Source organism: Streptosporangium sp. NPDC048047 (genome assembly GCF_040653115.1).
Taxonomy (GTDB): domain Bacteria; phylum Actinomycetota; class Actinomycetes; order Streptosporangiales; family Streptosporangiaceae; genus Streptosporangium.
Window position 1 is genome coordinate 41321 of sequence record NZ_JBEZNH010000014.1, and the last position, 26196, is coordinate 67516.

25 protein-coding genes are annotated in these 26196 nt (G+C 74.7%); 17 read left to right on the plus strand and 8 right to left on the minus strand.

The window, feature by feature from the left end; genetic code table 11:
- The first annotated feature begins 498 nt into the window (after positions 1-498).
- Positions 499-1701, plus strand: coding sequence for a tRNA uracil 4-sulfurtransferase ThiI (gene thiI, locus AB0D67_RS14990; protein WP_362934457.1), 1203 nt, complete (start codon positions 499-501; stop codon positions 1699-1701).
- A 29-nt stretch (positions 1702-1730) separates the two neighbouring features.
- Here thiI and aroF read toward each other — a convergent pair whose 3' ends face one another.
- The gene (gene aroF / locus AB0D67_RS14995) at positions 1731-2768 is read right to left on the minus strand and encodes a 3-deoxy-7-phosphoheptulonate synthase (protein ID WP_362934460.1); all 1038 of its coding nucleotides are present in this window, start codon (positions 2766-2768) and stop codon (positions 1731-1733) included.
- A 436-nt stretch (positions 2769-3204) separates the two neighbouring features.
- Between aroF and AB0D67_RS15000 the strand changes: the two genes are divergently transcribed.
- The 3 genes from AB0D67_RS15000 to AB0D67_RS15010 all read left to right on the plus strand — a co-directional run bounded on the left by AB0D67_RS15000 (position 3205) and on the right by AB0D67_RS15010 (position 5953).
- Positions 3205-3825 (plus strand): molybdopterin-dependent oxidoreductase, encoded by a 621-nt coding sequence (locus tag AB0D67_RS15000; RefSeq protein WP_362934773.1) that lies wholly within the window; start codon positions 3205-3207, stop codon positions 3823-3825.
- 49 nt (positions 3826-3874) lie between these two features.
- Entirely contained in the window at positions 3875-5092 is a 1218-nt protein-coding gene (locus tag AB0D67_RS15005; RefSeq protein ID WP_362934463.1) for a histidine kinase, read from the plus strand.
- Positions 5093-5185: 93 nt separating this feature from the next.
- Positions 5186-5953: a LytTR family DNA-binding domain-containing protein gene (locus AB0D67_RS15010; protein WP_362934466.1), complete on the plus strand. Its 768-nt coding sequence runs from the start codon at positions 5186-5188 to the stop codon at positions 5951-5953.
- A 560-nt stretch (positions 5954-6513) separates the two neighbouring features.
- On the opposite strand, the gene AB0D67_RS15015 is transcribed toward AB0D67_RS15010, so the two are convergent.
- Complete coding sequence (locus AB0D67_RS15015; protein ID WP_362934469.1) at positions 6514-7362, minus strand: deoxyribonuclease IV; 849 nt, start codon at positions 7360-7362, stop codon at positions 6514-6516.
- Positions 7363-7515: 153 nt separating this feature from the next.
- On the opposite strand from AB0D67_RS15015, the gene AB0D67_RS15020 reads away from it, so the two are divergent.
- The 9 genes from AB0D67_RS15020 to alc all read left to right on the plus strand — a co-directional run bounded on the left by AB0D67_RS15020 (position 7516) and on the right by alc (position 16060).
- Positions 7516-8166 carry a 2-oxo-4-hydroxy-4-carboxy-5-ureidoimidazoline decarboxylase gene (locus AB0D67_RS15020; RefSeq protein WP_362934472.1) on the plus strand — a complete coding sequence of 217 codons (651 nt, stop codon included), beginning with the start codon at positions 7516-7518 and terminating at the stop codon, positions 8164-8166.
- Positions 8167-8275: 109 nt separating this feature from the next.
- Complete coding sequence (gene uraH / locus AB0D67_RS15025) at positions 8276-8590, plus strand: hydroxyisourate hydrolase (RefSeq protein ID WP_362934475.1); 315 nt, start codon at positions 8276-8278, stop codon at positions 8588-8590.
- Between the two features lie 8 nt (positions 8591-8598).
- Positions 8599-9561, plus strand: coding sequence for a factor-independent urate hydroxylase (gene pucL, locus AB0D67_RS15030; protein ID WP_362934478.1), 963 nt, complete (start codon positions 8599-8601; stop codon positions 9559-9561).
- A gap of 2 nt (positions 9562-9563) precedes the next feature.
- Positions 9564-10424, plus strand: a complete 861-nt coding sequence (locus AB0D67_RS15035; RefSeq protein ID WP_362934481.1) for an FAD binding domain-containing protein — start codon at positions 9564-9566, stop codon at positions 10422-10424.
- On the plus strand, positions 10424-10897 hold the full coding sequence (locus tag AB0D67_RS15040) for a (2Fe-2S)-binding protein (RefSeq protein WP_362934484.1): 474 nt from the start codon (positions 10424-10426) through the stop codon (positions 10895-10897). The genes AB0D67_RS15035 and AB0D67_RS15040 overlap by 1 nt, the downstream gene beginning before the upstream one ends.
- Complete coding sequence (locus AB0D67_RS15045) at positions 10894-12282, plus strand: 8-oxoguanine deaminase (protein WP_362934487.1); 1389 nt, start codon at positions 10894-10896, stop codon at positions 12280-12282. The genes AB0D67_RS15040 and AB0D67_RS15045 overlap by 4 nt, the downstream gene beginning before the upstream one ends.
- Positions 12283-12421: 139 nt before the next feature.
- A complete protein-coding gene (locus AB0D67_RS15050) occupies positions 12422-13603 on the plus strand; it encodes a glycerate kinase (protein ID WP_362934490.1) in 1182 nt (393 codons plus the stop codon).
- 133 nt (positions 13604-13736) lie between these two features.
- The gene (gene allB / locus AB0D67_RS15055; RefSeq protein WP_362934493.1) at positions 13737-15110 is read left to right on the plus strand and encodes an allantoinase AllB; all 1374 of its coding nucleotides are present in this window, start codon (positions 13737-13739) and stop codon (positions 15108-15110) included.
- Positions 15107-16060, plus strand: coding sequence for an allantoicase (gene alc / locus AB0D67_RS15060; RefSeq protein ID WP_362934496.1), 954 nt, complete (start codon positions 15107-15109; stop codon positions 16058-16060). The genes allB and alc overlap by 4 nt, the downstream gene beginning before the upstream one ends.
- A 113-nt stretch (positions 16061-16173) precedes the next feature.
- On the opposite strand, the gene pknB is transcribed toward alc, so the two are convergent.
- The 4 genes from pknB to thiO all read right to left on the minus strand — a co-directional run bounded on the left by pknB (position 16174) and on the right by thiO (position 20403).
- Positions 16174-18147 carry a Stk1 family PASTA domain-containing Ser/Thr kinase gene (gene pknB / locus AB0D67_RS15065; protein WP_362934499.1) on the minus strand — a complete coding sequence of 658 codons (1974 nt, stop codon included), beginning with the start codon at positions 18145-18147 and terminating at the stop codon, positions 16174-16176.
- A 128-nt stretch (positions 18148-18275) separates the two neighbouring features.
- Positions 18276-19034 (minus strand): thiazole synthase, encoded by a 759-nt coding sequence (locus AB0D67_RS15070; protein WP_362934502.1) that lies wholly within the window; start codon positions 19032-19034, stop codon positions 18276-18278.
- Positions 19035-19039: 5 nt separating this feature from the next.
- A complete protein-coding gene (thiS, locus tag AB0D67_RS15075; RefSeq protein WP_362934505.1) occupies positions 19040-19240 on the minus strand; it encodes a sulfur carrier protein ThiS in 201 nt (66 codons plus the stop codon).
- Complete coding sequence (gene thiO, locus AB0D67_RS15080) at positions 19237-20403, minus strand: glycine oxidase ThiO (RefSeq protein WP_362934776.1); 1167 nt, start codon at positions 20401-20403, stop codon at positions 19237-19239. The genes thiS and thiO overlap by 4 nt, the downstream gene beginning before the upstream one ends.
- Positions 20404-20743: 340 nt before the next feature.
- On the opposite strand from thiO, the gene AB0D67_RS15085 reads away from it, so the two are divergent.
- From AB0D67_RS15085 to thiE, 3 genes are read left to right on the plus strand one after another with little or no spacing between them, the layout of a single operon-like run.
- Positions 20744-21901 carry an FAD-dependent oxidoreductase gene (locus AB0D67_RS15085; RefSeq protein WP_362934508.1) on the plus strand — a complete coding sequence of 386 codons (1158 nt, stop codon included), beginning with the start codon at positions 20744-20746 and terminating at the stop codon, positions 21899-21901.
- Between the two features lie 48 nt (positions 21902-21949).
- On the plus strand, positions 21950-22324 hold the full coding sequence (locus AB0D67_RS15090; protein WP_362934511.1) for an Rv2175c family DNA-binding protein: 375 nt from the start codon (positions 21950-21952) through the stop codon (positions 22322-22324).
- Positions 22302-22943, plus strand: a complete 642-nt coding sequence (thiE, locus tag AB0D67_RS15095) for a thiamine phosphate synthase (RefSeq protein ID WP_362934514.1) — start codon at positions 22302-22304, stop codon at positions 22941-22943. The genes AB0D67_RS15090 and thiE overlap by 23 nt, the downstream gene beginning before the upstream one ends.
- A gap of 60 nt (positions 22944-23003) precedes the next feature.
- On the opposite strand, the gene AB0D67_RS15100 is transcribed toward thiE, so the two are convergent.
- The gene (locus tag AB0D67_RS15100; RefSeq protein WP_362934517.1) at positions 23004-24071 is read right to left on the minus strand and encodes a polyprenyl synthetase family protein; all 1068 of its coding nucleotides are present in this window, start codon (positions 24069-24071) and stop codon (positions 23004-23006) included.
- Positions 24072-24463: 392 nt separating this feature from the next.
- On the opposite strand from AB0D67_RS15100, the gene metF reads away from it, so the two are divergent.
- Entirely contained in the window at positions 24464-25411 is a 948-nt protein-coding gene (metF, locus tag AB0D67_RS15105; protein ID WP_362934520.1) for a methylenetetrahydrofolate reductase [NAD(P)H], read from the plus strand.
- A gap of 186 nt (positions 25412-25597) precedes the next feature.
- Here the strand turns inward: metF and AB0D67_RS15110 are convergent, their stop codons facing one another.
- Positions 25598-26170, minus strand: coding sequence for a GNAT family N-acetyltransferase (locus AB0D67_RS15110; RefSeq protein WP_362934523.1), 573 nt, complete (start codon positions 26168-26170; stop codon positions 25598-25600).
- Positions 26171-26196: the final 26 nt, after the last annotated feature.

The window sequence follows — 26196 nt, forward strand, 5'->3', positions numbered from 1 at the left end:
CCTTTTCCGCCCGCCCCGAGGGGTGCGGGGAAGGAGCGCCCGCGCCGCGGAGCCGTTCCGCGCGCCCTCGGTCCGTTCTTTCCGCCCAGGATTTCCGCCCAGGATTTCCGCTCGGGTTTTCCCGCGCCGTGTTCTCTCGCGCGGTGTTCTCCCATTCGGCGTTTTCCGCGCCGTCCGTGGCCTGCTCCCGCGCCGTCCGCGGCCTGTCCCCGCGCTCCCGTACTCCCGTGCCCCGCCCTTCGCTCGCGCCCTGCCTGCGCCGCCCCGTCCCGGACGCATCCCACCCTGCCCCGGTCCCGCCCCGCCCCGGTTCCGCCCGCGCCCCGCCCGTGTCCCGTTCGCACACCCGCTTCCCGGCCCCGTCGCGCCTCCGCGCGGGCGCTGACAGGTCATGACGGCGACTAAAGTGGCGAGGTCGAGCCATTGCCTTTACGCGGTACCGCGCCAGACTTGGCCATACCCCTACATTCCCCTCGAAGCGCCACCGGAGGTTGCACCATGACCATGTCCGCCTTGGGCGAGCCCTGCGTGCTGCTCAAATTGGGCGAGGTCGTCCTCAAGGGGGACAACCGCGAGCTTTTCGAACGGCGGCTTCAGTCCAACATCAAGGCGGCGCTGAAGGACCTCGGCCCGAAACCGGACGTGCGCCAGCGCCACGGCGTCATCGCGGTCTTCCTGCCGGACGGCACCGGCGTCGAGGTCGCCGACGAGGTGGCCCGGCGGCTCTCCCACGTCCCCGGACTGGTCTGGGTCCACCGGGCCTGGCGGGTGGAGAAGGACCCCGGAGCCGTGACCAAGGCGGCGATCGAGCTGCTGGCCGACCGGGAGGACGTCCGGCGCGGCGTCTCCTTCGCCGTCCGCTCCCGCCGCCGCGACAAGCGCTTCCCGCTGACGTCCATGCAGCTCGACCGCACGGTAGGCGGAGAGCTCAACGACATCTACGGCCTGCCCGTCGACCTGAAGAACCCCGGCCTGGTGGTCTCCATCGAGGTCGACCGTGACGAGGTGTTCGTCTTCACCGGCGGCCTGCCCGGCCAGGGCGGCCTGCCGGTCGGCGTCAGCGGCCGCGGCCTGGTCCTGATGTCCGGCGGCATCGACTCGCCCGTGGCGGCCTACCGGATGATGCGCCGCGGCCTGCGGGTCGACTTCCTGCACTTCTCCGGCATCCCGTTCACCACGTCGGAGTCGATCTACAAGGCGTACGCGCTGGTGCGGGCGCTGGACAAGTTCCAGGGCCGGTCCCGGCTGTGGGTCGTGCCGTTCGGCAAGGCCCAGCAGTCGATCAAGGCGTCCGGACAGGACCGCCTGGCGGTGATCGCCCAGCGGCGCCTGATGCTCAAGACGGGCGAGGAGGTCGCCCGGCGGCTCCGCGCCGGAGCGCTGGTCACCGGCGACTCCCTCGGCCAGGTCTCCTCACAGACCCTGCAGAACATCACCGCCCAGGACGACGCCGTGGACATGCCGATCCTGCGCCCGCTCATCGGCCTGGACAAGACGGAGATCATGGCCGAGGCCCGGCGCATCGGCACCCTGGAGATCTCCGAGCTCCCCGACGAGGACTGCTGCACCCTCCTGGCGCCCCGCCGGGCCGAGACCGCCGCGAAGGTCGCCGACCTGAGGCGGATCGAGCAGCGGCTCGACGCCGAGGAGCTCGCCGTACAGCTCGCCGGTTCCCTCCAGGAGTACAAGATCGAGGGCTGAGCCGGTCCGGCGGGGCGCGGAGGGCGGGGTCAGGCGGGCGTCAGCAGCTCACCGGCGGCCGTCTTGCCCAGCAGCGCCGGGAAGCGTCGCATGACGTCGGCCAGTTCGGTGAGGTCGCCGTCCACCAGCGCCTGGGGCCCGTCGCAGAGCGCCTGCTCCGGGTGCGGGTGGACGTCGACGATCACTCCGTCGGCGCCGACCGCGATGGCGGCGCGGGCGAGCGGGAGCACCAGGTCGCGCCGGCCGCCGGAGTGGGACGGGTCGACGATCACCGGCAGGTGCGACAGTCGCTGGGCGACCGGCACGGCCGAGACGTCCAGGGTGTTGCGGGTGGCGGTCTCGAACGTGCGGATCCCGCGTTCGCACAGCACGACGTCGAGGTTGCCGCGCTGGGCGATGTACTCGGCCGCCATCAGCCACTCCTCGATGGTGGCGTTCATGCCGCGCTTGAGCATGACCGGCCTGCCCGCCCCGCCGACCGCCTGCAGAAGGGCGAAGTTCTGCGCGTTGCGGGTGCCGACCTGGAGCATGTCGGCGTAGGAGGCGACCAGGTCGACGTCGTGGGCGTCGACGACCTCGGTCACCACCGGCAGGCCCGTCTCCTCGCGCACGTCGGCCAGGATGCGCAGTCCCGCCTCGCCGAGACCCTGGAAGGCGTAGGGGGAGGTGCGGGGCTTGTAGGCGCCGCCCCGCAGCAGGGTCGCGCCGGCCGCCTTCGCCATCTCGGCGGCCTGGAGGGTCTGCTCGGGTGTCTCCACCGCGCACGGACCGGCGATGAGGGTCACCGTGCCGGGGCCGATGGGCACGCCGCCGACCCGGACCGTGGACCGCTCCGGATGGTTCTCCCGGCTGACCAGCTTGTACGGCGTGCTCACCCGCATCACGTCGGCCACCCCGGGTATGGCGCGCAGGTCGAGGGCCTCGAACCGGACGATGTCGCCCACCAGGCCGATGATCGTGCGGTTCACGCCCCGGCTGACGAACGCCTCGCCGCCCGCCGTGCCGATGGTCTCCACGATCGCCTCGATGTCCGAGGGGGTCGCGCCGGGGCTCATGACGATGACCATGTCTCTCCTTAGGAACCTTTGGAAGTTCGCCGAAGGCCGGCGGGAGATCCTCCGAGGGGCCCCGGGGAAAGCGAAGGCCCCGGGTCCTTGGTGGACCCGGGGCCTTCGTTCGCCTGGATGTCAGCGCAGCATCCGGTGGCGATCGGTCCGACCTACGGGTCCGTCGCCATACCAAAACCAGAACGCAGTACGCATCGCGGGCAATACTAGCGCACGGCCGGCGTCCGGCGCCGCGGACCGTCATCCCCGCGCCGTGGACCGGCCGCCCCGGTGATCCTCCGCCTCGCCCCGCGCCGCCTCGCGTCGTGCCGCCGTGCCGCCTCGCCCCGCGCCGTGCCGCCGGTCCGCGCCGCCGACCGCGGGAGGGGGCACCGGAAGGCCGCCGGAGGCGCGGTGGCAGGATTACCCCGTGCCGTCGGGGAAGGCGAGGGGAATGATGGTGGAGCAGTCCGAACCTCCACGGGAGGAACCTCGCCTGCCTCCGGGGCAGTACGTCCCCCGGGGCCGTCCGGTGATCCACTACGGCAGGGTGCCGACGTTCCGCCCGGCGACGTGGGCGTTCCAGGTCATGGGGGCGACCGCCTCCGGGGATCAGCACCGGTTCACCTGGCCGCAGTTCTCCGAGCTGCCCCGCGCCACGGTCCTCGCCGACTTCCACTGCGTCACCAAGTTCTCGATCATGGGCAACGAGTGGGGCGGGGTGGCCGCCGCGACGCTGCTGGAGCTGGCCCCGCCGGCGCCCGAGGCCAGGCACGTGATGATCTGGGCCGAGTACGGCTACGGCGCCAACGTACGGATGGCCGACTTCACCCGCGACCACACGCTCTTCGCGCTGGAGCTGGACGGCGCGCCCCTGTCCCCCGAGCGCGGCTTCCCGGTCCGGCTCGTCGTCCCGCACCTGTACGCGTGGAAGAGCGTCAAGTGGGTGCGGGCCGTGGAGTACATGGTCGAGGACCGGCGCGGCTTCTGGGAGGACCGCGGCTATCACAACGTCGCCGACCCCTGGAGCGAGCAGCGCTACTCGTATCAGGAGGAACCAGGCGAAGGTCCCCCCTGATCCAGGTTTTCCCGTGATGGACCGTAATGGTTTGACTACGGTTTGCGTCATGTCGACCAGCGGCTGGGCGCTCCTGTGCGCCGCCAGTGTGCTCCTCGGGTTCGTCCTGTCCCGGTGGGCGGCCACCCGCCGGAACCCGCAGGGGCCACCGGAGGAGGCGACGGACGCGGCGGCGGCCACCTTCGCCACCCTGCGCGTCGCGGCCCGGGCGGCCCCGTCACTGCGGACCGGCCTGAGCCGCGGCTCCGCCCGGGAGTCGGTCCGCCATCTGCGCGCCCTGCTGGGCGCCGACGCCGTCGCGGTGATCGACACCGAGGAGGTCCTCGCCTGGGACGGCGCGGCCGGCTGCCACCGCGGCCACGCGGTCCGGCACGCCCGCGCCGCGCTCGCCGCCGGCCGTCCGCTCGCCGTGGCGGGGGACGCCGCGGCCTGCGGCACGCCGGGCTGCGCCGTACGGGGGGCGGCGGTCGCGCCGCTGACGGTGGACGGCCGGGTGGTGGGCGCGCTGGCCGCCTACGGCGCCGGGGCGGGCGAGCCGCCGGTCCGGACCGTCGCCGAGCTGGCCCGCTGGGTCTCCGCCCAGCTGGAGCTGGCCGAGCTGGACTCCTCCCGGCGGCGCGCGACGGAGGCGGAGACGCGGGCGCTGCGCGCGCAGATCTCCCCGCACTTCGTCTACAACTGCCTGACCACCATCGCCTCCTTCGTGCGCACCGACCCCGAGCACGCCCGCGAGCTGCTGGTCGACTTCGCCGACTTCACCCGGTACGCGCTGCGCAGCGGCGGCGACCTCACCACCCTGGCCGACGAGCTGCACTGCGTGGACCGCTACCTGCAGCTGGAACGGGCCAGGTTCGGCGACCGGCTCCACTTCACCGTCGAGGTCGCCCCCGAGGTGCTGTCGGTGCCGGTCCCGTTCCTGTGCGTGCAGCCGCTGGTGGAGAACGCCATCAAGCACGGCACCGCCCTGTGCGGCGGTGCGGGGCGGGTGCGGGTGGTGGCCGTGGACGCCGGGCGGGAGGCGCACATCAGCGTGGCCGACGACGGCCTCGGGATGGATCCGGAGCGCGCCAGGACGCTCCTGGGCGCCGGAGCCGGGACGATTCCGGGCGCCGGGCGGGACGACCGGCGCGGCGAGGGCGGCATCGGCCTGTCCAACGTGGACGTGCGGCTCCGCCGCATCTACGGTGAGGAGTACGGGCTGGTCCTGGAGACCGCGCCGGGCGCGGGGACGACCGTCCGGCTGCGCGTCCCCAAGCTCGTCTCCTGAGCCGCTCGCCTCCAATAGCTATTTGTAGTCATAGCATTACCTAAAGTTGACATGTCTCTTGCGGTGAGCGCGGTTCGGGAGCAGCGTGGGGGCATGCTGCGAGTCCTGGCCGTCGACGACGAGGTCCCCGCGCTGGAGGAGCTGGCCTACCTCCTGCGCCAGGACCCCCGCATCGAGCACGTCTCCACCGCCGAGGGCGGGGTCACCGCGCTCCAGGACATGGTGCAGATGGTCGGCTCCGGGGCGCGGCTCGACGGGGTGTTCCTCGACGTCCGGATGCCCGGTCTCGGCGGGTTCGACCTGGCCCGGCTCATCGGCGCCTTCCCCAACCCGCCCCGCCTGGTGTTCGTCACCGCCCACGAGGACTGCGCGCTCCAGGCGTTCGAGGTGGAGGCGGTCGACTACCTCCTCAAGCCGGTGCGGGCCGACCGGCTGGCCGAGGCCGTGCGCCGCCTGGAGTCCGCGGCGTCCCCGCAGCCCGCCCAGGCGGAGCCGCCCGCCGAGGACGTCATCCCGGTGGAGCTGGGCGGGCGGACCAGGTTCGTCGCCCGGCAGACCGTCCGGTTCGCCGAGGCCAAAGGTGACTACGTCCGGCTGCACACCGTGGACGGCGCCTACCTCGTACGGATGTCGCTGGCCGCGCTGGAGCGGCGCTGGGCCGCCTCGGGCTTCATCCGCGTCCACCGCAGCACGCTGGTCTCGGCGCGGCACGTCAGCGAGCTGCGCTTCGACGGCGGCCGGGTGGTGCTCCAGGTGGGCGAGGAGACCCTGCCGGTCAGCCGCCGCCATACCCGGCAGGTCCGCGAGCGGCTCGTCCGCCAGTTCCAGGACCGGCCGGTGCCCTCCGGCGCGGTCGGCTGATCGTGAGTCCGGGCGCTCGATGCTCATGTGTCTCATGGTGCGGATGGGGTTCACGGGGTCTCCGGCGACCGCTCGTCGTCTCCCGGACGCCGCTCGTCGCGCCGCCACCCTCCGTACGGCGACAACTACGCGCCGCTGACCGCGCTGCGCGGGAACCCCGGTTCACCCGCCGGGGCGCCGCTCTAGTGTTCTCACACACCGGAGAGCCGAAACCGCCGGGTCAGCGGGGGGACGAGGGGCCTGCAAGGCCCCTGACGTGGTCTGACGCGACGGGATTTCCGGGTGGCCGATTCCTGCGGCCACCCGCGCCGGGCTCCGACATCGGGGGAGGGCCCGGCCGGCTCCGGTGTGACGGGACGCCCGCGCCGCCCTGAGGCGGCGGGGAGCCGTGATCCGGTCCGCGGGGGCGGCCGGATCGCGGGAACGGGCGTCCCGTTCCGCCCCGCCGGCGGGCACGACCCGCCCGGCGGCGCGGGAGCCGCCGCGCCACGGGGGGTGACGCGGGCGGCGGGGGCCGCCGCGCCACGGGGGGCGCGGCGGCCCGGAGGGGACGGCGGGCGTCAGGCGCCGGGCGTGTCGCGGAGCTTCTTCAGCAGCTCGATGTCCTCGCGGTGCTTCTCCGGGCCGCCCGGGGTCTCCACGCACAGCGGGATGCCCGCCGCGACCGGATGGCGCATCAGGACGGCGAACGGGTCGATGCCGATGTGACCCGCGCCGATGTTCTCGTGGCGGTCCCTCTTCGACCCGTGGGGGTCCTTCGAGTCGTTGACGTGGATCAGCCGGAGCCGCCCGGGGGCGATCGCGTGCAGCGCGTCGAGCGTTTCGGCGACCCCCTCGGCGGTCGAGAGGTCGTGGCCCGCGGCGAAGGCGTGGCAGGTGTCGAAGCAGACGCCCGCCTTGGGATGCCAGTCGAGGGCCGCGAGATAGGCCTCCAGGTCCTGAACGGTCGCGCACAGCATCGCGCCCTGCCCGGCCATCGGCTCCAGCAGCAGGTCGGGGCCGTCCTCGGGGATCTCGTCGAGCAGGGGGAGCAGGTGCTCGTGGAGCTGGCGCATGGCGTCGTCGCGCGGCTGGCTGACCGCCGAGCCGGTGTGGACCACCACGCCGGGGGCGCCGATCGCGTACGCCCGCCGGAGACCGTGCCGGACGACGGTCGTGGACTTCTCCAGGGTCTCGGCGCTCGGCGTGCCCATGTTGACGAGGTAGGGAAGGTGGACGAAGGACAGCATGCCCGACTCGCGGAGCAGGGCGTCCTGTGCGGGGTCGCCGTCGGCGAGCGCCCAGCCCCGCGGGTTGGTGACGAACACCTGGATCATTTCGGCGCCGATGTCGGCGGCGCACTTCAGGCCGCCCTTGCCCAGGCCGCCGGTGACGGAGACGTGTCCGCCGATGAGGGAGAGAGAAGACATGGTGCCGTCAGTTTATGCGCCGGCCCCGACGTTTCCCGGCCGCCTCCGTCGTCGGCGTTTTGGAGCATGACACGAAAATCCGGGACCAACCTTTGGCCCGGTTGGGAGTTCCCGCTGCTGGACCGGCGCGGCGGCACTGTGTGTACTGCTCACATGCCGAACATCGACGCCCCCGCCGAGGCGGGACTCGCCGGGTTCAACGCGCTCGGAGCCGCCGAGGCCGAGGCCGGGCTGCTGTCGTGCTGCGCGTCCCCGGTCTTCGCGCGGGAGGTGGCCGCCCGGCGCCCCTGCCGCGACCTCGCCGCGCTGGAGTCGGCGGTCGAGGCGGCCGTGCTCGGCCTGAGCTGGCCGGAGGTGCTGACGGCGCTGGCCGCCCACCCCAGGATCGGCGAGCCGCCCCGCGACGACGGAGCCGCGCCCGGCGCGCCCGGTCCCGGCGTGACCGGCCCCGATGCGGCCGGTTCCGGCGCGTCCGGCCCCGGAGCGTCCGGCCCCGGAGCGTCCGGTTCCGGTGCGGGCGGGCGGGAGGCGTCCTGGTCGCGGCGGGAGCAGTCCGGGGTCGCCGGGGCGGACCCCGCCGTGCTCGCCGCGCTGGCCGAGGGCAACCGCGCCTACGAGGCGCGCTTCGGCCACGTCTACCTGGTCCGCGCCGCCGGCCTGACCGCCGGGGAGATGCTGGACCGCCTGCGGGAACGGCTGCGCAACGACGAGGGGACCGAGCGGGACGTCGTCCGGGCCGAGCTGGCCGGGATCGCCCGGCTGCGCGTGGCGCGGCTGCTGGAGGGCCCGGAGGGAACGGCGTGACGGCCGGACGTCCCCGGACGGGCGCCCACCGGGCGGCCGGATCGGGAGGATCCGGAGGACCCGGAGACTCCGGCACGGGAAACCACCCGGACACGGGAGAGGAGAGCACGTGAGCCTGTCCACCCACCTCCTGGACGCATCGATCGGCCGGCCCGCCCCGGGCGTCCCCGTACGGCTGGAGCACGGCGGGAAGGTGCTGGCCGAGGGCGTCACCGGCGCCGACGGCCGGATCGGCGGCTGGGAGACGACCGAGACGGGCGCCCACCGGCTGGTCTTCGCCACCGGCGAGTACTTCGCCGCCCAGGGGATCGCGACCTTCTACCCGGAGGTGACGGTCGACTTCACCGTCGCCGACCCCGCCGAGCACCACCACGTCCCCCTGCTGCTGAGCCCGTTCGCCTATTCGACGTACCGAGGGAGCTGAGACGGGGCATGGCGGTCGTGCTGGGACCCAACCGTTACGGCAAGGCGGAGATCCGCCTGGTCCGCGTCGTCAGGGACGGCGCCGTCCACCACCTCAAGGACCTCAACGTCCGCACGTCCCTCTCCGGGGCCATGGAGGACGCCCACCTGACCGGGGACAACTCCGCGGTCCTGCCGACCGACACGCAGAAGAACATCGTCTACGCCTTCGCCAGGAAGCACGGCGTGGACCAGATCGAGGACTTCGCGCTGCTGCTGGCCCGCCACCACGTGGACTCCCACCCCTCGATCCACCACGCCCGGGTGGAGATCGAGGAGTATTTCTGGGACCGCATCCCCCCGCCGGACGGCCGGGACGAGCGGCACTCCTTCGTCCGCTCGGGGCGGGAGACGCGCACCTGCGTCGTCCACCACGACCGCGACGGCTCCTCCACCGTGGTCTCCGGCCTGCGGGACCTGGTGGTGCTGAACTCCACCGGCTCGGAGTTCCACGGCTTCATCCAGGACGAGTACACCACCCTGCCGCCCACCCGGGACCGCGTCCTCGCCACCGAGGTCTCGGCCCGCTGGCGGCACCTGCCGGACGGCTTCCGATCCGCCGGGCCGCCCGAACCGCCCGATCCGCCCGAACCGTCCGGGTCATCCGGCGCGTCAGGGCCGCCCCGGCCGTACGGGTTCGGCGAGTCGTACGAGGAGGTGCGGAGCCGCCTGCTGGAGGCGTTCGCCGGGACCTACAGCCTGTCGCTGCAGCAGACCCTCTACGCGATGGGCGACCTGGTGCTCCGGACGTGCCCCGGGATCTGCGAGGTACGGCTGGCGATGCCCAACCGGCACCACTTCGCGGTGGACCTGACCCCGTTCGGGCTGGACAACCCGGGCGAGGTCTTCCACGCCGCCGACCGCCCCTACGGGCTGATCGAGGGCACGGTCCTCGACGACGCGGCCCCCGACGCCCGCTTCGCGTGGGAGTGACGATGGACTTCCTGAGACCCGCGACCTGGGCCGAGGCGCTGGAGGCCAAGGCGGAGCGGCCCGGGGCCGTGCCCGTCCAGGGCGGCACCGACGTGATGGTCGAGCTCAACTTCGACGTCCGCCGGCCCGACGCGCTGCTCGACCTGAACCGGGTGGCCGCGCTCGGCGAGTGGAGCGCCGAGGAGGACGGGCGGCTCCGGGTCGGCTCGGGCGTGACGTACGCGCGGCTGATCGACGAGCTGGGGGACCGGCTTCCCGGGCTGGCGCAGGCCGCCCGCACGGTCGGCTCGCCGCAGATCCGCAACCGGGGCACCGTGGGCGGCAACCTCGGCGCGGCCTCGCCCGCCGGGGACGGCCACCCGCCGCTGCTCGCCGCCGGCGCCGAGATCGAGGTCGAGTCGGCCGCCCGCGGGGTACGGATGATCCCGGCCGGGGAGTTCTACCTCGGCGTCAAGCGCAGCGCACTGGAAGCCGACGAGCTGATCCGGGCGTTCTGGACGCGTCCGGCGGGCGGCCCGCAGTACTTCTCCAAGGTCGGCACCCGCAACGCCATGGTGATCGCGGTCTGCTCGTTCGCGCTGGCCCTGCACCCCGCCGAGCGGCGGGCCGGGACCGGCGTCGGGTCGGCCGCCCCCACCCCGCGCCGGGCGGTCGCGGCGGAGGAGTTCCTCGCGGCCGAGCTCGACTGGGACACCGGCCGGCTCGACCCCGGGCTGCCCCGGCGCTTCGGCGAGCTGGCCGCGGAGGCCGCCTCGCCCATCGACGACGTGCGCGGCACCGCGGACTACCGCAGGCACGCCGTCGCCGTGCTGGCGCGCCGCACCCTGACCTGGGCCTGGCACGATCTGTGGAAGGAGGGCTGATGCGCGTCAGCCTCACCGTCAACGGCCGGCGCCGTACGGCCGACGACGTATGGGAGGGCGAGAGCCTGCTGTACGTCCTGCGCGAGCGGCTGGGGCTGCCCGGCTCCAAGAACGCCTGCGAGCAGGGCGAGTGCGGCTCCTGCACGGTCTACCTCGACGGTCTGCCCGTCTGCGCCTGCCTGGTCGCGGCCGGGCAGGCGGAGGGCCGCGAGGTCCGCACGGTCGAGGGGCTGGCCGGGGACGGCCGGCTCGACCCGGTGCAGGAGGCGTTCACCGAGTGCGGCGCCGTACAGTGCGGCTTCTGCACCCCCGGCCTCGTCGTGCAGGCCCACGACCTGCTGAACCGGACGCCCCGCCCCACCGACGCCCAGATCCGCGAGGCGCTGGCGGGCAACCTGTGCCGGTGCACCGGCTACGAGAAGATCCTCGACGCGGTACGGCTCGCCGCCACCCGGAAGGCGGAGGCCCGGTGACCGGCCACGCGCTGGTGATCGAGAACGCCTATCTCGTCCCGGTGACCGGCCCGGAGATCCCCTCGGGCCACATCGTCGTCCGGGGCGACCGGATCGAGGCGATCGGCCCGGGACCGGCGCCGGACCTCCCCGGCGCGCGTCGTGTCGACGGCACCGGCTGCCTGGCCACGCCGGGCCTGGTCAACACCCACCACCACCTCTACCAGTGGGCCTCCCAGGGGTTCGCCCGGGACGCCACGCTGTTCCAGTGGCTGGTGGCGCTCTACCCCGTCTGGGCGGCGATGGACGCCGAGGTCGTCAGGGGAGCCGCCGGCGCCGGCCTGGCCCACCTCGCGCTGTCCGGCTGCACCACGTCCTCCGACCACCACTACGTCTTCCCCGCCGGGCGCGGCGACCTGCTCGCCGCCGAGATCGACGCGGCCCGCGCGGTCGGCGTCCGCTTCCACCCCGCCCGGGGCTCCATGGACCGCGGAGCCTCCGACGGCGGCCTGCCGCCGGACGACGTGGTGGAGGACCTCGACACCATCCTCGCCGCGACCACCGAGGCGATCGACGCCCACCACGACCCCTCCTTCTCCTCGAAGCTGCGGGTGGCGGTCGCGCCCTGCTCGCCGTTCTCGGTCAGCACGGAGCTGATGACCGAGTCCGCCGCGCTGGCCAGGGACAGGGGTGTGCGTCTGCACACCCACCTCGCCGAGACCCTCGACGAGGAGGAGCACTGCCTGGCCCGGTACGGCGTGCGCCCGGTGGACCACATGGAGAAGCTCGGCTGGCTCGGCCCGGACGTGTGGTTCGCCCACGCCGTCCACCTGAGCGACGCCGACATCGACCGGCTCGCCCGCACCGGCACCGGCGTCGCGCACTGCCCCAGCTCCAACGGACGGCTCGGCGCGGGGATCGCCCGGGTCTCCGAGCTGCTCCGCCGCGGAGCGAACGTCGGCCTCGGGGTGGACGGCAGCGCCTCGGCCGAGCTGACCTCGATGGCCGGGGAGATGCGCCAGACGCTGCTCTTCCAGCGGGCGAGGCACGGCCCTGAGGCGCTGACCGCCCGGCAGGCCCTTTCGGCCGCCACCCTCGGCGGGGCGCGCAACCTCGGACGCGAGGCGGAACTCGGCTCCCTGGAGCCGGGAAAGCTCGCCGACATCGCGCTGTGGCGGATCGACTCCTTCGCCGGGGCCGTCGCCGATCCGGTGCACGCCCTGGTCCTCGGGACCCGGCAGCCGCCGCTGGTCCGGCTCCTGGTCGGCGGTGAGACGGTCGTGGCGGACGACGAGCTGCGCACGGCGCCGCAGGACGAGCTGGGCCGGGCGGGCGCCGAGGCCCACCGCCGCCTCATGCGCCTGGCCGCCGCGCGGGGCGTCTCCCTCCCGGCCTCCGGTCCGTGACGGCCGCACGACCCGGGACGTCTGGAAACCCTTTTCCGAGATGATGTGATGATGGTGACCCACCTCACCGGACCCGGGCCGGTGCCGCCCGGGTGCGCCGGGCGGACCGCGCCGGCCCGCCGCACACCAAGGAGCAGGGTTGTCTTATTCGTCGAGACATGTCGTCATCGCCCCGGACAAGTTCAAGGGGTCGCTGACCGCGGCCGAGGTCGCGGCGCGGGTCGCCGCCGGGTTCGGCCCTGACGTCGCCACGGTCGCGGTGCCGGTGGCCGACGGCGGTGACGGCACCGTGGACGCGGCCGTCGCCGCCGGGTTCGGCCGCGTCGAGACCGAGGTCACCGGGCCCACGGGGGAGCCGGTCCTCGCCGCCTACGCCTGGCGTGAGGACGCCGGGACGGCGACGGCCGTGGTCGAGCTGGCCGAGGCGTCCGGGCTGCGCCGCCTGCCCGGCGGCCCGCGGGCGCTCACCGCGACCAGCCGGGGAACCGGCGAGCTGATCGCCCACGCCGTACGGCGCGGCGCGCGGCGCGTCGTGCTCGGACTGGGCGGCAGCGCCTGCACCGACGGCGGCACCGGCATGATGGCGGCGCTCGGCGTCCGGTTCCTGGACGCCGAGGGGCGGGAGCTGCCCCCGGGCGGCGCGGCCCTGGCGGACCTCGACAGGATCGACGACTCCGGGTTCGAGGCGTCCGGGCTCGGCCCGTCCGGCGGCGTGGAGTACGTGATCGCCAGCGACGTGGACAACCCGCTGCTCGGCCCGCACGGCGCCGCCGCCGTGTACGGCCCGCAGAAGGGCGCGGGGCCCGAGGATGTCGCGCTGCTGGAGAAGGCGCTGGGGCGGCTCGCCGCGGTCGCCGCGCACACCCACGGCCTGGGCGGCGCCGCCGAGCACGACGGCGTCGTGCGCGCCATGGGCGTGGCGGCCCGGCCGGGCGCGGGCGCCGCCGGGGGAGTGGGCTTCGCCGCCCTGGCCTTCCTCGGGGCGGACCTGCGGCCCGGCATCGAGTACCTGCTCGACCTGCTGCGCTTCCACGACCGGCTCCCCGGCGCCCGCCTGGTGGTCACCGGGGAGGGGTCGCTGGACGAGCAGACCCTGCGCGGCAAGGCCCCGGCGGGCGTCGCGGCGGCGGCGGCCAAGGCGGGGATCCCGGTCGTCGCGGTGTGCGGCCGCCGGTCGCTGGGCGACGAGGAACTGGCCGCGGCGGGCATCTCGGCCGCCTACGCCCTCACCGACCTCGAACCCGACCCCGAGGTGTGCATGGCGCAGGCGGGCCCCCTGCTGGAGCGCCTCGCGCGCCGGATCGCCGCGGAACGCCTGTGACCGGATCCGGGAGTCCGCAGGAGCCGGGGAACGCCTGTGACGAGAGCCGGGAGTCCGCAGGAGCCGGGGAACGCCTGTGACGAGAGCCGGGGAGCAGCCGGGGAGCGCCGTTGACGGAAGAGGAGGACGGCCCGTGACCAGGTGGGGAGCGGACGGCCGGCGGCCGGACCTGGTGGTCCGGTCCCGCCGGGTGGTGCTGCCCGGCGGCGAGGCCCCGGCGGCCGTCGCCGTACGGGACGGCAGGATCACCGGCCTGCACCCCCACGACGCGCCCCCGGACGCCGCCGAACGGGCCGACCTCGGCGACGTCGCGCTGCTGCCGGGCCTGGTGGACACCCACGTGCACGTCAACGAGCCCGGCCGTACCCACTGGGAGGGCTTCGCGTCGGCCACCCGGGCCGCCGCGGCCGGCGGCGTCACCACGATCGTGGACATGCCGCTCAACTCGCTGCCGCCGACCGTGGACGTGGCCGCGCTCGACGTCAAGAGGCGGGCCGCCGAGGGCCGGTGCGCGGTGGACGTCGGCTTCTGGGGCGGCGCGGTCCCCGGGAACGCCGCCGCCCTGCGGCCGCTGCACGAGGCCGGGGTGTTCGGCTTCAAGTGCTTCCTGTCGCCGTCGGGCGTGGAGGAGTTCCCGCCGCTCGACGACGAGGGGCTGCGGCGGGCCATGACGGAGATCGCCTCCTTCGACGGCCTGCTGATCGTCCACGCCGAGGATCCGGCGCTGCTCGCCGACCCCTCGGGACCCGGCTACGCCGACTTCCTCGGCTCCCGGCCCGGCGAGGCCGAAAGCCGGGCGGTCGAGCGGGTCGCGGCGCTGGCCGGGGAGACCGGCGCGCGCGTCCACATCCTGCACGTGTCGTCGGCGCTGTGCCTCGCGCCGCTGGCCGCGGCGCGGGCGCGGGGAGCGCGGATCACCGCCGAGACCTGCCCGCACTACCTGGCGCTGACCGCCGAGGAGGTGCCGCCCGGCGCCACGGCGTTCAAGTGCTGCCCGCCGATCCGCGTCGCGGCCAACCGCGACGCGCTCTGGCGCGGCCTCGCCGACGGGGTGCTGAGCTGCGTCGTCTCCGACCACTCGCCGTCCACCCCGGATCTGAAGGTGCCCGACTTCGCCCGCGCCTGGGGCGGGGTCTCCTCCCTCCAGCTCGGCCTGTCCGTCGTCTGGACCGAGGCGGCGCGGCGCGGGCACGGCCTGGAGGACGTCGTCCGGTGGATGGCCGCCGGCCCCGCCGCGCTGGCCGGCCTGACCCGCAAGGGCGCGATCGAGGAGGGCCGCGACGCCGACCTGGTGGCCTTCGACCCCGACGCCGGACACACCGTGGACGCCGCCGCCCTGCACCACCGCAACCCGGTCACGCCGTACCACGGCAGGACGCTGCGGGGCGTGGTCCGCGCCACCTGGCTGCGCGGCCGCCTCACGGGCGGCGAGCCCGGCGGCGAACCCGGTGGTGAGCCCCGAGGAGTTCTGCTGCGACGGCCCGACATCGGAAGGACCCCGCCGTGAACGACTTCACCACCCTGCCCGACCTGGCACTGCGCACCCACGGCGGCTCGGTCGTCGCGGCCAGCGACGAGTCCTTCGCCGAGCGGGAGAACCTCATCCGGCCCGGCCGGCCCGGCTTCCAGGCCCACACCTTCGGCGCCAAGGGGCAGGTCTACGACGGCTGGGAGACCCGGCGGCGGCGCGAGCCCGGCCACGACTGGGCCGTGGTCCGCCTCGGCGTGCCCGGCGTGGTCCGCGGCGTCGTGATCGACACCGCCTGGTTCCGGGCCAACCACCCGTCGCACGCCTCCGTCGAGGCGGCCGAGGTCACCGGGTACCCCACCGCGGCGGAGCTGGCCGCCGCCGAATGGGAGGAGATCGTCCCGCGCGCCGCCCTCACCGGGGACGCCGAGCACCGCTTCGCGGTGACCGGGGAACGGCGCCGCACCCACGTGCGGCTGAACATCTTCCCCGACGGCGGCGTGGCCCGGCTGCGCGTGCACGGCGAGGCCAGGCCGGACCTGACCGTCTACGACGGCCTGGGCCTGGACCTGGCCGCGCTGGAGAACGGCGGGCTGGTCACCGAGTGCTCCGACGGGTTCTACTCCCCGCCCGGCAACGTCATCGCCCCCGGCCTCGCCCGGCACCAGGCCGAGGGCTGGGAGACGGCCCGCCGCCGCGACGGCGGCAACGACTGGCTGGTGATCCGCCTGGCCGGGCCCGGCGTGATCGGGCTCGCCGAGATCGACACGACGAACCTGCTGTTCAACGCCCCGGCCGCCGTGTCGCTCCGGGGCACGGCCGACGGCCGTACCTGGACGGAGCTGCTGCCCAGGACCCCGCTGCTGCCCGACACGCGCCACCGCTTCCGCCTCGCGGACGCGCCGGTGACCACCCACGTCAGGGTGGACGTCTTCCCCGACGGCGGCCTGGCCCGGGTCCGGCTGCACGGCCTGCTCCACCGACCCTGAGCCGTACGGCCCGCCGGGCACGCGACGCGCCGGGCACCCGGCCGTTCAGAGCGTCCGGCCGTTCAGAGCGTCCGGCCGTTCAGAGCGTCCGGCCGTTCAGAGCGTGCGGCCGGTCAGAACCAGAGGGTCACCTCGGTGCCCGGCGGGACCTGCTGACCGCCCCCCGGGAGCTGCGCCACCACCAGCCCCCGGCCCGGACCCCTGCGCATCTTCACGTTCATCCCCACGGCGCGCAGCTCCTCGCGGGCCGCCTTGGCCTCCTTGAACATCACGTTGGGGACGACGATCACCTGCCTGCCGTCGCCGTCGCCGGGCTGGCCGTCGTTCTCCCACGGCCAGTGCCAGCCGGGATTGTCGCACTTGGAGAGGGTCATCCGCACGGTGATGCCCTTGTCCACCTCCGCCCCGGGCCTGGGGTCCTGCGCGATGACCGTGCAGGGGGTGGCGGCGTCGGTCTGCTCCAGGAACTCCGGCAGGAAGCCCGCGGTGCGCAGCGTGGCGTCGGCCTGGTCGCGGGGCATGCCCTTGACGTCCGGCATGAGCAGGCCCGCGCTGACCACCAGGGTGACCTTGCTGCCCTCCTTGACGGGGTTGCCCACCGCCGGGCTGGTCCTGATGACCTGGTCGCGCGGCACGGTGCCGCTGCCCTGCCGCCGGACGTTCCCGGCGACCAGCTTGACCTCGGCGAGCTTCGACCGGGCCGCGTTCTGGTCCATGCCGACGACGTTGGGCACCGGGACCCGCTTGGGGCCCGCGGAGGCGATCAGGGTGATCCGCGACTTCGGCTCGACCTCGGTGCCGCCGGCCGGGTCGGTCGACAGGACGTTGTCCTTGGGGACCTTCTCGTCGTACTGGGCCTGGCCGACCACGACGTCGAAGCCGAGCCGCGCGGCCTCCTTCTCGGCCAGCTTGACGTTCATGCCCACCAGCGAGTCGGGCACCTTGACCGTGCGGGTCTGGGAGAACCACCAGCCGGTCAGGCCGATCCCGGCCACCATCACCAGGGCCAGCGTGATCAGGAACCACGTGGGGCGGGACCCGCGGCGCCGAGCGGCCGCCCGCGGCCCGGGCGCGGCCGGGGGGCCGGGGTGATCGGAGGCGGGGGTGGTGAGCAGGTCGCCGCGCGGCTGGACCAGGGTGTGATTGACGGCCGGCTGCACCGCCGTGACGCCCGCCGGCCCCGGTCGCCCGGCGGGCCGTACCGGGGCGGCCGGCACCTGCGGCGCCGGGCCGCTGTCGGCGGGCAGCGCCCGGTGCGCCTCCACCGCGGCGACCAGCATCGCGGTGGCGTCCGCCGGACGGCCCTCGGGGTCGCGGGCCGTGGCTCGGGCCACCAGCGCGTCGAGCTGCGGGGGGATGTCGGGCAGCAGGCCGGACGGCGGCGGCACGGTGTCGTGGACGTGCCGGTAGGCAACCGACATCGGGGTGTCGCCCTCGTACGGCTGGCTGCCGGTGAGGAGCTCGAACAGCATGATCCCGGCCGCGTAGACGTCGCTGCGGGCGTCGGCGGCGGCCGCCGTGACCTGCTCGGGCGACATGTAGGCGATGGTGCCGATCATGACGCCGGTCCGCGTCTGGTTGGTCGCCTCGACCGCGCGGGCCAGGCCGAAGTCCACCACCTTGATCCGGCCGTCGTCGCTGAGGAGGACGTTCTCCGGCTTGACGTCGCGGTGGATCATCCCGGTCTGGTGCGCGGCGCCCAGCGCGGCGAGCACCGGGATGATGACCTCCAGCGCCTCGCGGGCGGGCAGCCGGCCGCGGGAGCGGAGCACGTCGCGCAGGGTGCGCCCCGGGACGTACTCCATCGAAAGGTAGACGTTGCCGCCGTCGGTGCCCTGGTCGAAGACGTGCACCACGTTGGGGTGCGACAGGCTCGCCACCGACTTCGCCTCGCCGATGAACCGCCGGACGAAGGAGGGGTCCTCGGCGAGGGATCGGTGCATCACCTTCACGGCGACCGTGCGGTCGAGCCGGATGTCCATGGCCAGGTAGACGGTAGCCATTCCGCCTCGGGCGATCCGGGACTCGACACGGTAACGCCCGTCCAGGAGTCTCCCGACCAGGGGGTCAGTAACCGTCGTGTCCACCCGGCTGAGTTTACGGGCGTTTTGGCGTCCACAGGGTGCCGGTGTTCCAAACCGATGCCGAGAAGTTGACTGTTTTCTGCGGATTCCGAGGGCATTCCGAGATCCGCGGGACGGCCCGCCGGACCCCCTCAGGGGGTCATGGGGGAGGACGCCTCCGCGTAGCGGCGCCGGGGGATCCGCCCCGCCAGGCGGGCGGCCCGCCCCGCGTCGACCGCCGACCGCATGGCCCGCGCCATCAGGTCGGGCCGCTGGGCCCGGGTCACCGCGGTCGCCAGCAGCACCGCGTCGCAGCCCAGCTCCATCGCCAGGGCCGCGTCGCTGGCGGTGCCGATCCCGGCGTCCAGGATCACCGGCACCCCGGCCGCCTCCACGATCAGCTCGATGTTGTGCGGGTTGCGGATGCCCAGGCCGGAGCCGATCGGCGCGCCGAGCGGCATCACCGCCGCGCAGCCCGCCTGCTCCAGCCGGCGCGCCAGGGCCGGGTCGTCGCCGATGTACGGCAGCACCGTGAACCCGTCGGCCACCAGCCGCTCGGCCGCGTCGAAGGTCTCGATCGGGTCGGGCAGCAGGGTGCGCTCGTCGGAGATCACCTCCAGCTTGACCCAGTCCGTCTCCAGAGCCTCCCTGGCCAGCCGGGCGGTCAGCACCGCCTCCTGGGCGGTGAAGCAGCCGGCCGTGTTGGGCAGGACCCTGATGCCGCGCCGGCGCAGCACGTCGAGGACGGAGCCGCGCGCCGACGGGTCCAGCCGCCGCATCGCGACCGTGGTCAGCTCGGTGCCCGAGGCGGCCAGCGCGGCGTCCAGGACCTCCAGCGAGGGAGCGCCGCCGGTGCCCATGATGAGCCGGGAGGCGAACTTCTCGCCGCCGATGATCAGGTCGTCGTCCACGTCCCTCAGCCTCCCTGCACCGCGGTGAGCACCTCGACCGCGTCGGAGTCGGCGAGCGCGGTGGAGTCCCACGCGCCCCGCGAGACGACCTCGCCGTTCACGGCGACGGCCACCCCGTTCCGGGTCTCGGTCAGGGTCTTCACGGCCTCGGCGACGGTGGCCCCGGAGGGCAGCTCACGCGCGACGCCGTTGATGGTCACGTTCAACAGGGCTCCTGGAAGCGGAGGGGTGAGCAGATCTTCAGAAGGTCGGGGTCGCCGTCGCCCGCGCACAGGTCGGCGGTCAGCGGGGCGAGCAGCACCCCGTTGCGGTGGTGGCCGGTGGCCAGCCACAGGCCCGGCGGGCCGGCCGGGCCGATCACCGGGAGGTTGTCCGGCGTGCCGGGGCGCAGGCCCGCGACCGTGTCGGAGAGCTCCAGCTCGGTCACGCCCGGCACCAGCTCCCGGGCGTCGCGCAGCAGCTCCCACAGCCCCCCGGCCGTCACCCTGGTGTCGAAGCCCAGCTCCTCCTGGGTGGCCCCGACGACCAGTTCGCCGTCCGCGCGCGGCACGAGGTAGACGTGCGAGCCGTGGACCGTGCCGCGCACGCAGCGTCCCAGGATCGGCTCGGGGGAGCGCAGCCGCATGATCTGGCCCTTGACCGGCCGGACCGGCGGCAGGGCCCCGGGCGGCAGACCCTCGATCGCGGCGGGCCCGTCGGCGCCCCCGGAGCCGGCGGGGCCTCCGGACCACGCCCCGGTCGCCAGGACCACCCGGTCGGCCCCGACGGCCGCGCCGCCGGCCGGCCGTACCCCGGTGACCCGCCCGGCGGACGTCTCCAGGGCGGCGGCGCGCGTCCGCAGGAGGGTGACGCCCCGGCGCTCCAGGGCGGCCAGCAGGGCCGCGGTGACCCGCCTGGGGTCCACCCAGGCGTCCCGCTCGGCGAGCATGCCGCCGCGGACGGACGGGGCCAGCATCGGTTCCAGGCGGCGGCACTCGCGGCCGGTCAGCCGCCGGGCGGGCAGCCCCAGCCCGGTGGCGAACGCGGCGAGCTCCTCCAGCGCGGCCATGTCGTCGGCGCCGAAGGCGACGTCGAGGGTGCCGCCGTCGCCGTAGTCGAGGTCGCGCACCTCGCGGCCTGCGTCGGCGGCGAGCTCCGCGGCGAACGACGGCCACCTGGCCAGCGAGGCCAGGCCCAGCCGCAGCAGGGGCTCCTCGGTGTAGGTGACCTCGCTCACCGGCGCCAGCATGCCCGCCGCCGCGTGCGAGGCGCCGGAGGCGGGGGCGGGGTCCATCACCGCGGCCCGCAGGCCCCCCCTGGCGGCGCGCCAGGCCACCGAGAGGCCGATCACCCCTCCGCCGACGACCAGGAGGTCGAACCGCTGCGGCATTCCCATCCCGCTCCCTTCGCCGGCATGACCCGGATCAGGTTCCTGGCGGTCGAGGGCCCGCTCGCGGTCGCGCCGGGTCGCGGCCCGCCCGTGTCGCCCGGCGGCGCCCACCAGGGGCGCTTCCGGTCACGGTGCACGGCTCCGCGCTCCTCAGCGGTCTCGCGGCCCTCCTCTCAGCCCGGTGCGTGCCGGGCTCCCGCGCGTCTTGACATCCCAACCATAAGGGGTGCCTCCCGGTGCGGGCGTAGCACCCTCCTTGAGTTAAATGTCGGTTTCAGCGCACGTAGCAGATAGCCGGAGGTCCTCCGGCCGCCTAGGCTGATGAGGTGTGAATCATGTCGTGGTGGTTGGCGCCGGCCTGGCCGGCGTGCGCAGCGTCGAGGCGTTACGGGCCCATGGGTTCGCCGGCACGATCACCCTGATCGGGGAGGAGCGGCACCGGCCGTACGACCGCCCCCCCTTGTCGAAGGCCGTCCTGCTCGGCGGCACCGACTCCACGGTCGTCGACTCCGACCTTGGCGCCCTCGAGGTCTCGTTCCGCCCGGGGGTGGCCGCCAAGGGGCTGCGGCCCGGCGTGGTGGAGACCACCGAGGGTGAGCTGCCCTACGACGGGCTGGTCATCGCCACCGGCGCCCGCCCGGTCCGGCTGCTCGGCGACGGCCCGCAGCACGTCCTGCGCACCATCGACGACGCCCTCGGGCTGCGCGCCCTGTTCGCGCCGGGGGTCAGGATCGCCGTCGTCGGCGCGGGCTGGATCGGCGCGGAGGTGGCCACCGCCGCCCGCCGGGCAGGCTGCGAGGTCACCGTGGTCGAGGCCGCCGGCGTCCCGCTGGCCGCCGCCCTCGGCCCGGTCGGCGCGCGGACCGTTCCCTGGTACGAACAGGCGGGCGTCGACCTGCGGCTCGGCACCGCGGTCGCCTCCGTCGACCACGGCGGGCTGACCCTGGCCGACGGCTCGGCGATCGAGGCCGACGTCGTCGTCACCGGCGTCGGCGTCCGCCCCGCGGTCGAGTGGCTGGCCGGTTCCGGCGTCGGGCTCGACGACGGCGTCGTCACCGACGAGCACCTGCGCACCTGGCTGCCCGGCGTCGTCGCCGCGGGCGACTGCGCCGCCTGGTGGTCGCGCCGTTACGGCCGCCGCCTGCGGGTCGAGCACTGGGACACCGCGCTGAACGCCCCCGAGGTGGCCGTGGCCTCCCTGATGGGGGAGACGGCGGTATACGACCCGGTGCCCTACTTCTGGTCGGAGCAGTTCGGCCACATGGTCCAGTACGCCGGGCGGCACGACGGCGGCCGCATGGTCATGCGCGGCGACCCCGGGATCGACCCGAGGTGGGGGGCCTGCTGGGTGGACGACCGCGACCGGCTCGTCGCGGTGCTGTCCGTCGACCGGCCCCGCGACCTCGTCCAGGGCAGGCGCCTCATCGAGGGCGGCCGGCCCCTCGACGTCGAGCGCCTGGCCGACCCTGCGGTAGCGTTGCGCGACTGCGCGGCGTGATCCCGCGCCGGTGTTTGGCGAAAGGCTCGATGTGGTAGTGGTGGATTCGTGACGCTTTCTGTTGCGCAGATCGACCGGGAGACCGACCAGCTGGTGGGCGAGTGGCTCACCCTGACCGAGGTGGCCCGGAGGCTCGGCCTCAGTGCCGGCCGCGCCAAGCAGCTCCTCAAGGACCGCAAGCTCATCGGGGTGCGCCGGGGCGGGGGAGAACCCCAGATCCCGGCCGTGTTCCTGTCCGAAGGCGACGTCCTGAAGGGACTGCCGGGCACGCTCACCGTGCTGCTCGACGCCGGATACGACGACGTCGAGTCACTGCGCTGGCTCTTCACCCCGGACGACAGCCTGCCGGGATCGCCGGTGGAGGCGATCGCCGCGGGCCGACACACCGAGGTCAAGAGACGTGCCCAGGCCCTCGGTTTCTGACGCCCGCCTGTACCTCTGCACCGACGGCCGCCGTGACCGCGGTGACCTCGCGGACTTCCTCGACGCCGCCCTGAGCGGCGGCGTCGACATCGTCCAGCTCCGGGAGAAGGGCCTGGAGGCCCGCGAGGAGCTGGCGCTGCTGGAGGTCTTCCGCGACGCCTGCGACCGGCACGGCCGGCTGCTGGCGGTCAACGACCGCGCCGACATCGCCTACGCGGCCCGGCCTGACGTGCTCCACCTCGGCCAGGACGACCTGCCCGTGCCGGTCGCCCGCGACATCCTCGGCGACGACATCCTCATCGGGCGTTCCACCCACGCCCCCGGGGAGGCGTCCGCCGCGGCCGTCGAGCCCGGCGTGGACTACTTCTGCTGCGGCCCGATCTGGCCGACGCCCACCAAGCCCGGGCGGTCCGCGCCGGGCCCCGGCCTGCTCCGGCACGCCGCGGCCCTCGCGACCGACCGGCCCTGGTTCGGCATCGGCGGCATCGACCTCGCCAACCTCGACGAGGTCATGTCGTACGGCGTGCGCCGGGTCGTGGTGGTGCGGGCCATCACCGAGGCCGACGACCCCAAGGCCGCGGCCGAGGAGTTCAGGCGCCGGCTGACCGCCGGAGGCTGACCGGCCGCGGCCGGGCCGGCCGTACGGCCTGCGGCGCGGTCGCACGGGCTCTTGGTCGGGTCAGGTGCGGCGGGACGTCGCGGCCACGGCCAGCTCGGCCAGCGCGGTACGGGCCTCCGAGGTGATCGGGGCGTGCTCCAGCGAGCGCAGGGCGTCGTCGAGATACTCCCGGATCAGGCTCTCGCACGCGGCGAGCGCCCCGGTCTCCTGGATGATCTGCCGCAGCCGGTCCACCCCGGCCTCGTCCAGCGCCGGGTCGCCGAGCATGGCGCGCACCTGGGCGGCCTGGGCCGGGGAGGCCGCCGCGAGGGTGCGGGCGATGAGCATGGTCCGCTTGCCCTCGCGCAGGTCGTCGCCGGCCGGCTTGCCGGTCTCCAGCGGGTCGCCGAACACGCCGAGGATGTCGTCGCGGAGCTGGAAGGCGATGCCCACGCACTGGCCGTACTCCTCGCAGAGCCGGTCGATCCACGGCTCGCGCCCCCGCGTGGCCAGCACCAGGCCCAGCCGCAGCGGCTGCTCGACCGAGTACTTCCCGCTCTTGAACAGGGCGACCCGCAGCGCGCTGTCGAAGGTGCCCTCGCCGTGGGCCTGCTCCAGCAGGTCGAGATACTGGCCGCACATCAGCTCGGTGCGCATGTGGTCGTGGACGTCCTGGGCCGCGGCCAGGGCGGCCGGCGGCAGCCCGCTGGACCGCCACATCTCGCCCGACCAGATGAGCATCAGGTTGCCCAGCAGGATGGCGGAGCCCATGCCGAACTGCGCGGCCGAGCCGTGCCAGCCGGCGTCCTCGTGCAGGGCCTGGAACCTGCGGTGCGCCGACGGCATGCCCCGGCGCATGTCGCTGGCGTCCATCACGTCGTCGTGGACCAGCGCGCTCGCCTGGAGGAGCTCCAGGGACGCGGCGGCGTTGAAGAACGCCGGGTCGTCCTCGCCGCCCGCGCCGCGCCAGCCCCAGTAGCAGAACGCCGGGCGCAGCCGCTTCCCCGCGGAGAGGAAGTCCTCGGCGGCGGAGATGAGCGGCGCCGCCTCGGGTGCGCTGACCTGGGGCCGCTGCCGGTCGACGAACTCCCTGAGGGCGCGGTCCACCTCGATGCGGACGATATCGAGTGTGGCTGCGGAAGTGGTCATGCCCAGACATTATCGGTCCAAGCGGACGGATTCCTATCCGCGGGACACTACGGCGTTTCGCACGCACCGTTACCGAGGGAAGGGACACCCGAAAGGCCCCCCGAGCAGGAAGGGCACCGGAAACCGGGCCGCGCCGGCCGCCGCGCCCCCGCGCACGGGGTGACACGGTGCGACGACGTCCTCGCGGATCGGGCCGTGCGGCGGCCGCGTCCCCATGGATGGCCGTGCGGGCGGCCGTGCCCCCGCGGCCCTCGCGACCCCCCGCGCACCGGGTGACGCGGCGCGACGACCCCGCCGCGCGGCGCGACCATCCCGCCGCGCACCGGGCGGCGCGGCGTGACAGCGCATCCCACGAGTACGGCGGGCGGCGGCGCTCCGAGTACCCTTGGGGCATGGCTCTGGGTCGCCCGTCCGTCCTTCCCGACCGCGTGCCCACCGTCCGCGAGCTCCTCGCCGCCGGTGGCCGTTCCTTCTCCTTCGAGTTCTTCCCGCCGAAGAACGCCGATGGCGAGCGCCAGCTCTGGCGCGTCATCCGGGAGCTGGAGGCGCTGCGCCCCACCTTCGTGTCGGTGACCTACGGCGCCGGCGGCGGCACCCGCGACCGCACCGTGGAGATCGTGGAGCGGCTCGCCCACGAGACCACGCTGACCCCGGTCGCCCACTTCACCGCGGTCAACCACTCCCTGCGCGAGCTGCGCCACCTGGTCGGCCGGTTCGCCGGCGCGGGCGTGCGCAACATCCTCGCGGTGCGGGGCGACCCGCCCGGCGACCCCGCCGGCGAGTGGGTGCGCCACCCCGAGGGCGTCCAGTACGCCGAGGACCTCGTCCGGCTGATCCGCCAGTCCGGCGACTTCTGCGTGGGCGTGGCCGCCTTCCCCTACAAGCACCCCAGGTCGGCCACGATCGAGTCCGACACCGAGTACTTCGTGCGCAAGTGCCGTGCGGGCGCCGACTACGCGATCACCCAGATGTTCTTCCGTGCCGAGGACTACCTCCGGCTGCGCGACCGGGTGGCCGCCACCGGCTGCGACACGCCGATCATCCCGGGCATCATGCCCGTCACCCAGATGAGCACGATCGCCCGGTCCGAGCAGCTGTCGGGCGCGCCGTTCCCGCCGGAGGTCGCGGCGCGGTTCGAGGCCGTCGCCGACGACCCCGCCGCCGTGCGTCGCCTGGGCATCGAGCACGCCATCGAGCTGTGCCGGACGCTCCTCGACGAGGGCGCGCCGGGCATCCACTTCATCACCTTCAACCGCTCCAGCGCGACCCGCGAGGTCTTCCAGGCGCTCGACATCTCCCCCGGGCTCCCCGTCGCCCCGCAGGCCGCCCTGACCGGCTGAGCCGGGCCCCGGAGCCTCAAGCCCGGCCGGTCCACGGGCGCGCGGCGGGCCGGAGCCGGACGCGGACGGTACGGCGGGCGGATCGGTGGGCTGCGGACCGGGGCCGGACGCGGACGGCATGGCGGGCGGATCGGTGGGCGGCGGCTTCACACGGCCCGCCACGTCACCCGGCTCACGCCGTCCGGCTCACGCCTCCGGGGGCCGTCCGGCCATCGGCCTGAGGGGGAGCACCGTCCCGAGGATGGCGTAGCGCTCGTGGCCGCCCGGGAAGACGAACCGGGTGAGCAGGTCGACGAAGCCCATGCTGTGGTAGAGGTGCCTGGCCGCGGTGGGCCGGTCACGGGTCGACAGCACGGCGGTGCGTTCCGGACGGCCGCCGCACACCGCGACGACCATCGCCCGGCCGATGCCCCCGCCCTGGTGGTCGGGGTGGACGTGGACCTCGGCGAGGTCGAAGGCGTCTCCCAGCCAGCCCCGCGCGCTCCCCTCGCCGTTCCGGTCGGCGAGGGCCCGCATGACCACGTCGTGCCACCACTGCCCGGGGACCCCGTGGAAGCCGTAGGCGAGACCCACCGGCGTGCCGGTGGCGTCCTCGGCGAACACGCAGGAGAACCCGGGCTGGACCGAGTGGTTCTCCATGATCGTCCTGCGGCCCGGGACCTGCTCCTCGGGCGGGCTCATCGCGGCGGTGTAGACGGCGAGGATCGCGTCCAGCCGGGAGGTGAACTCAGCGGGTCCGACCCGGCGCAGTCCGATCACCTTCCGCACCCTAGCAGGGACGATGC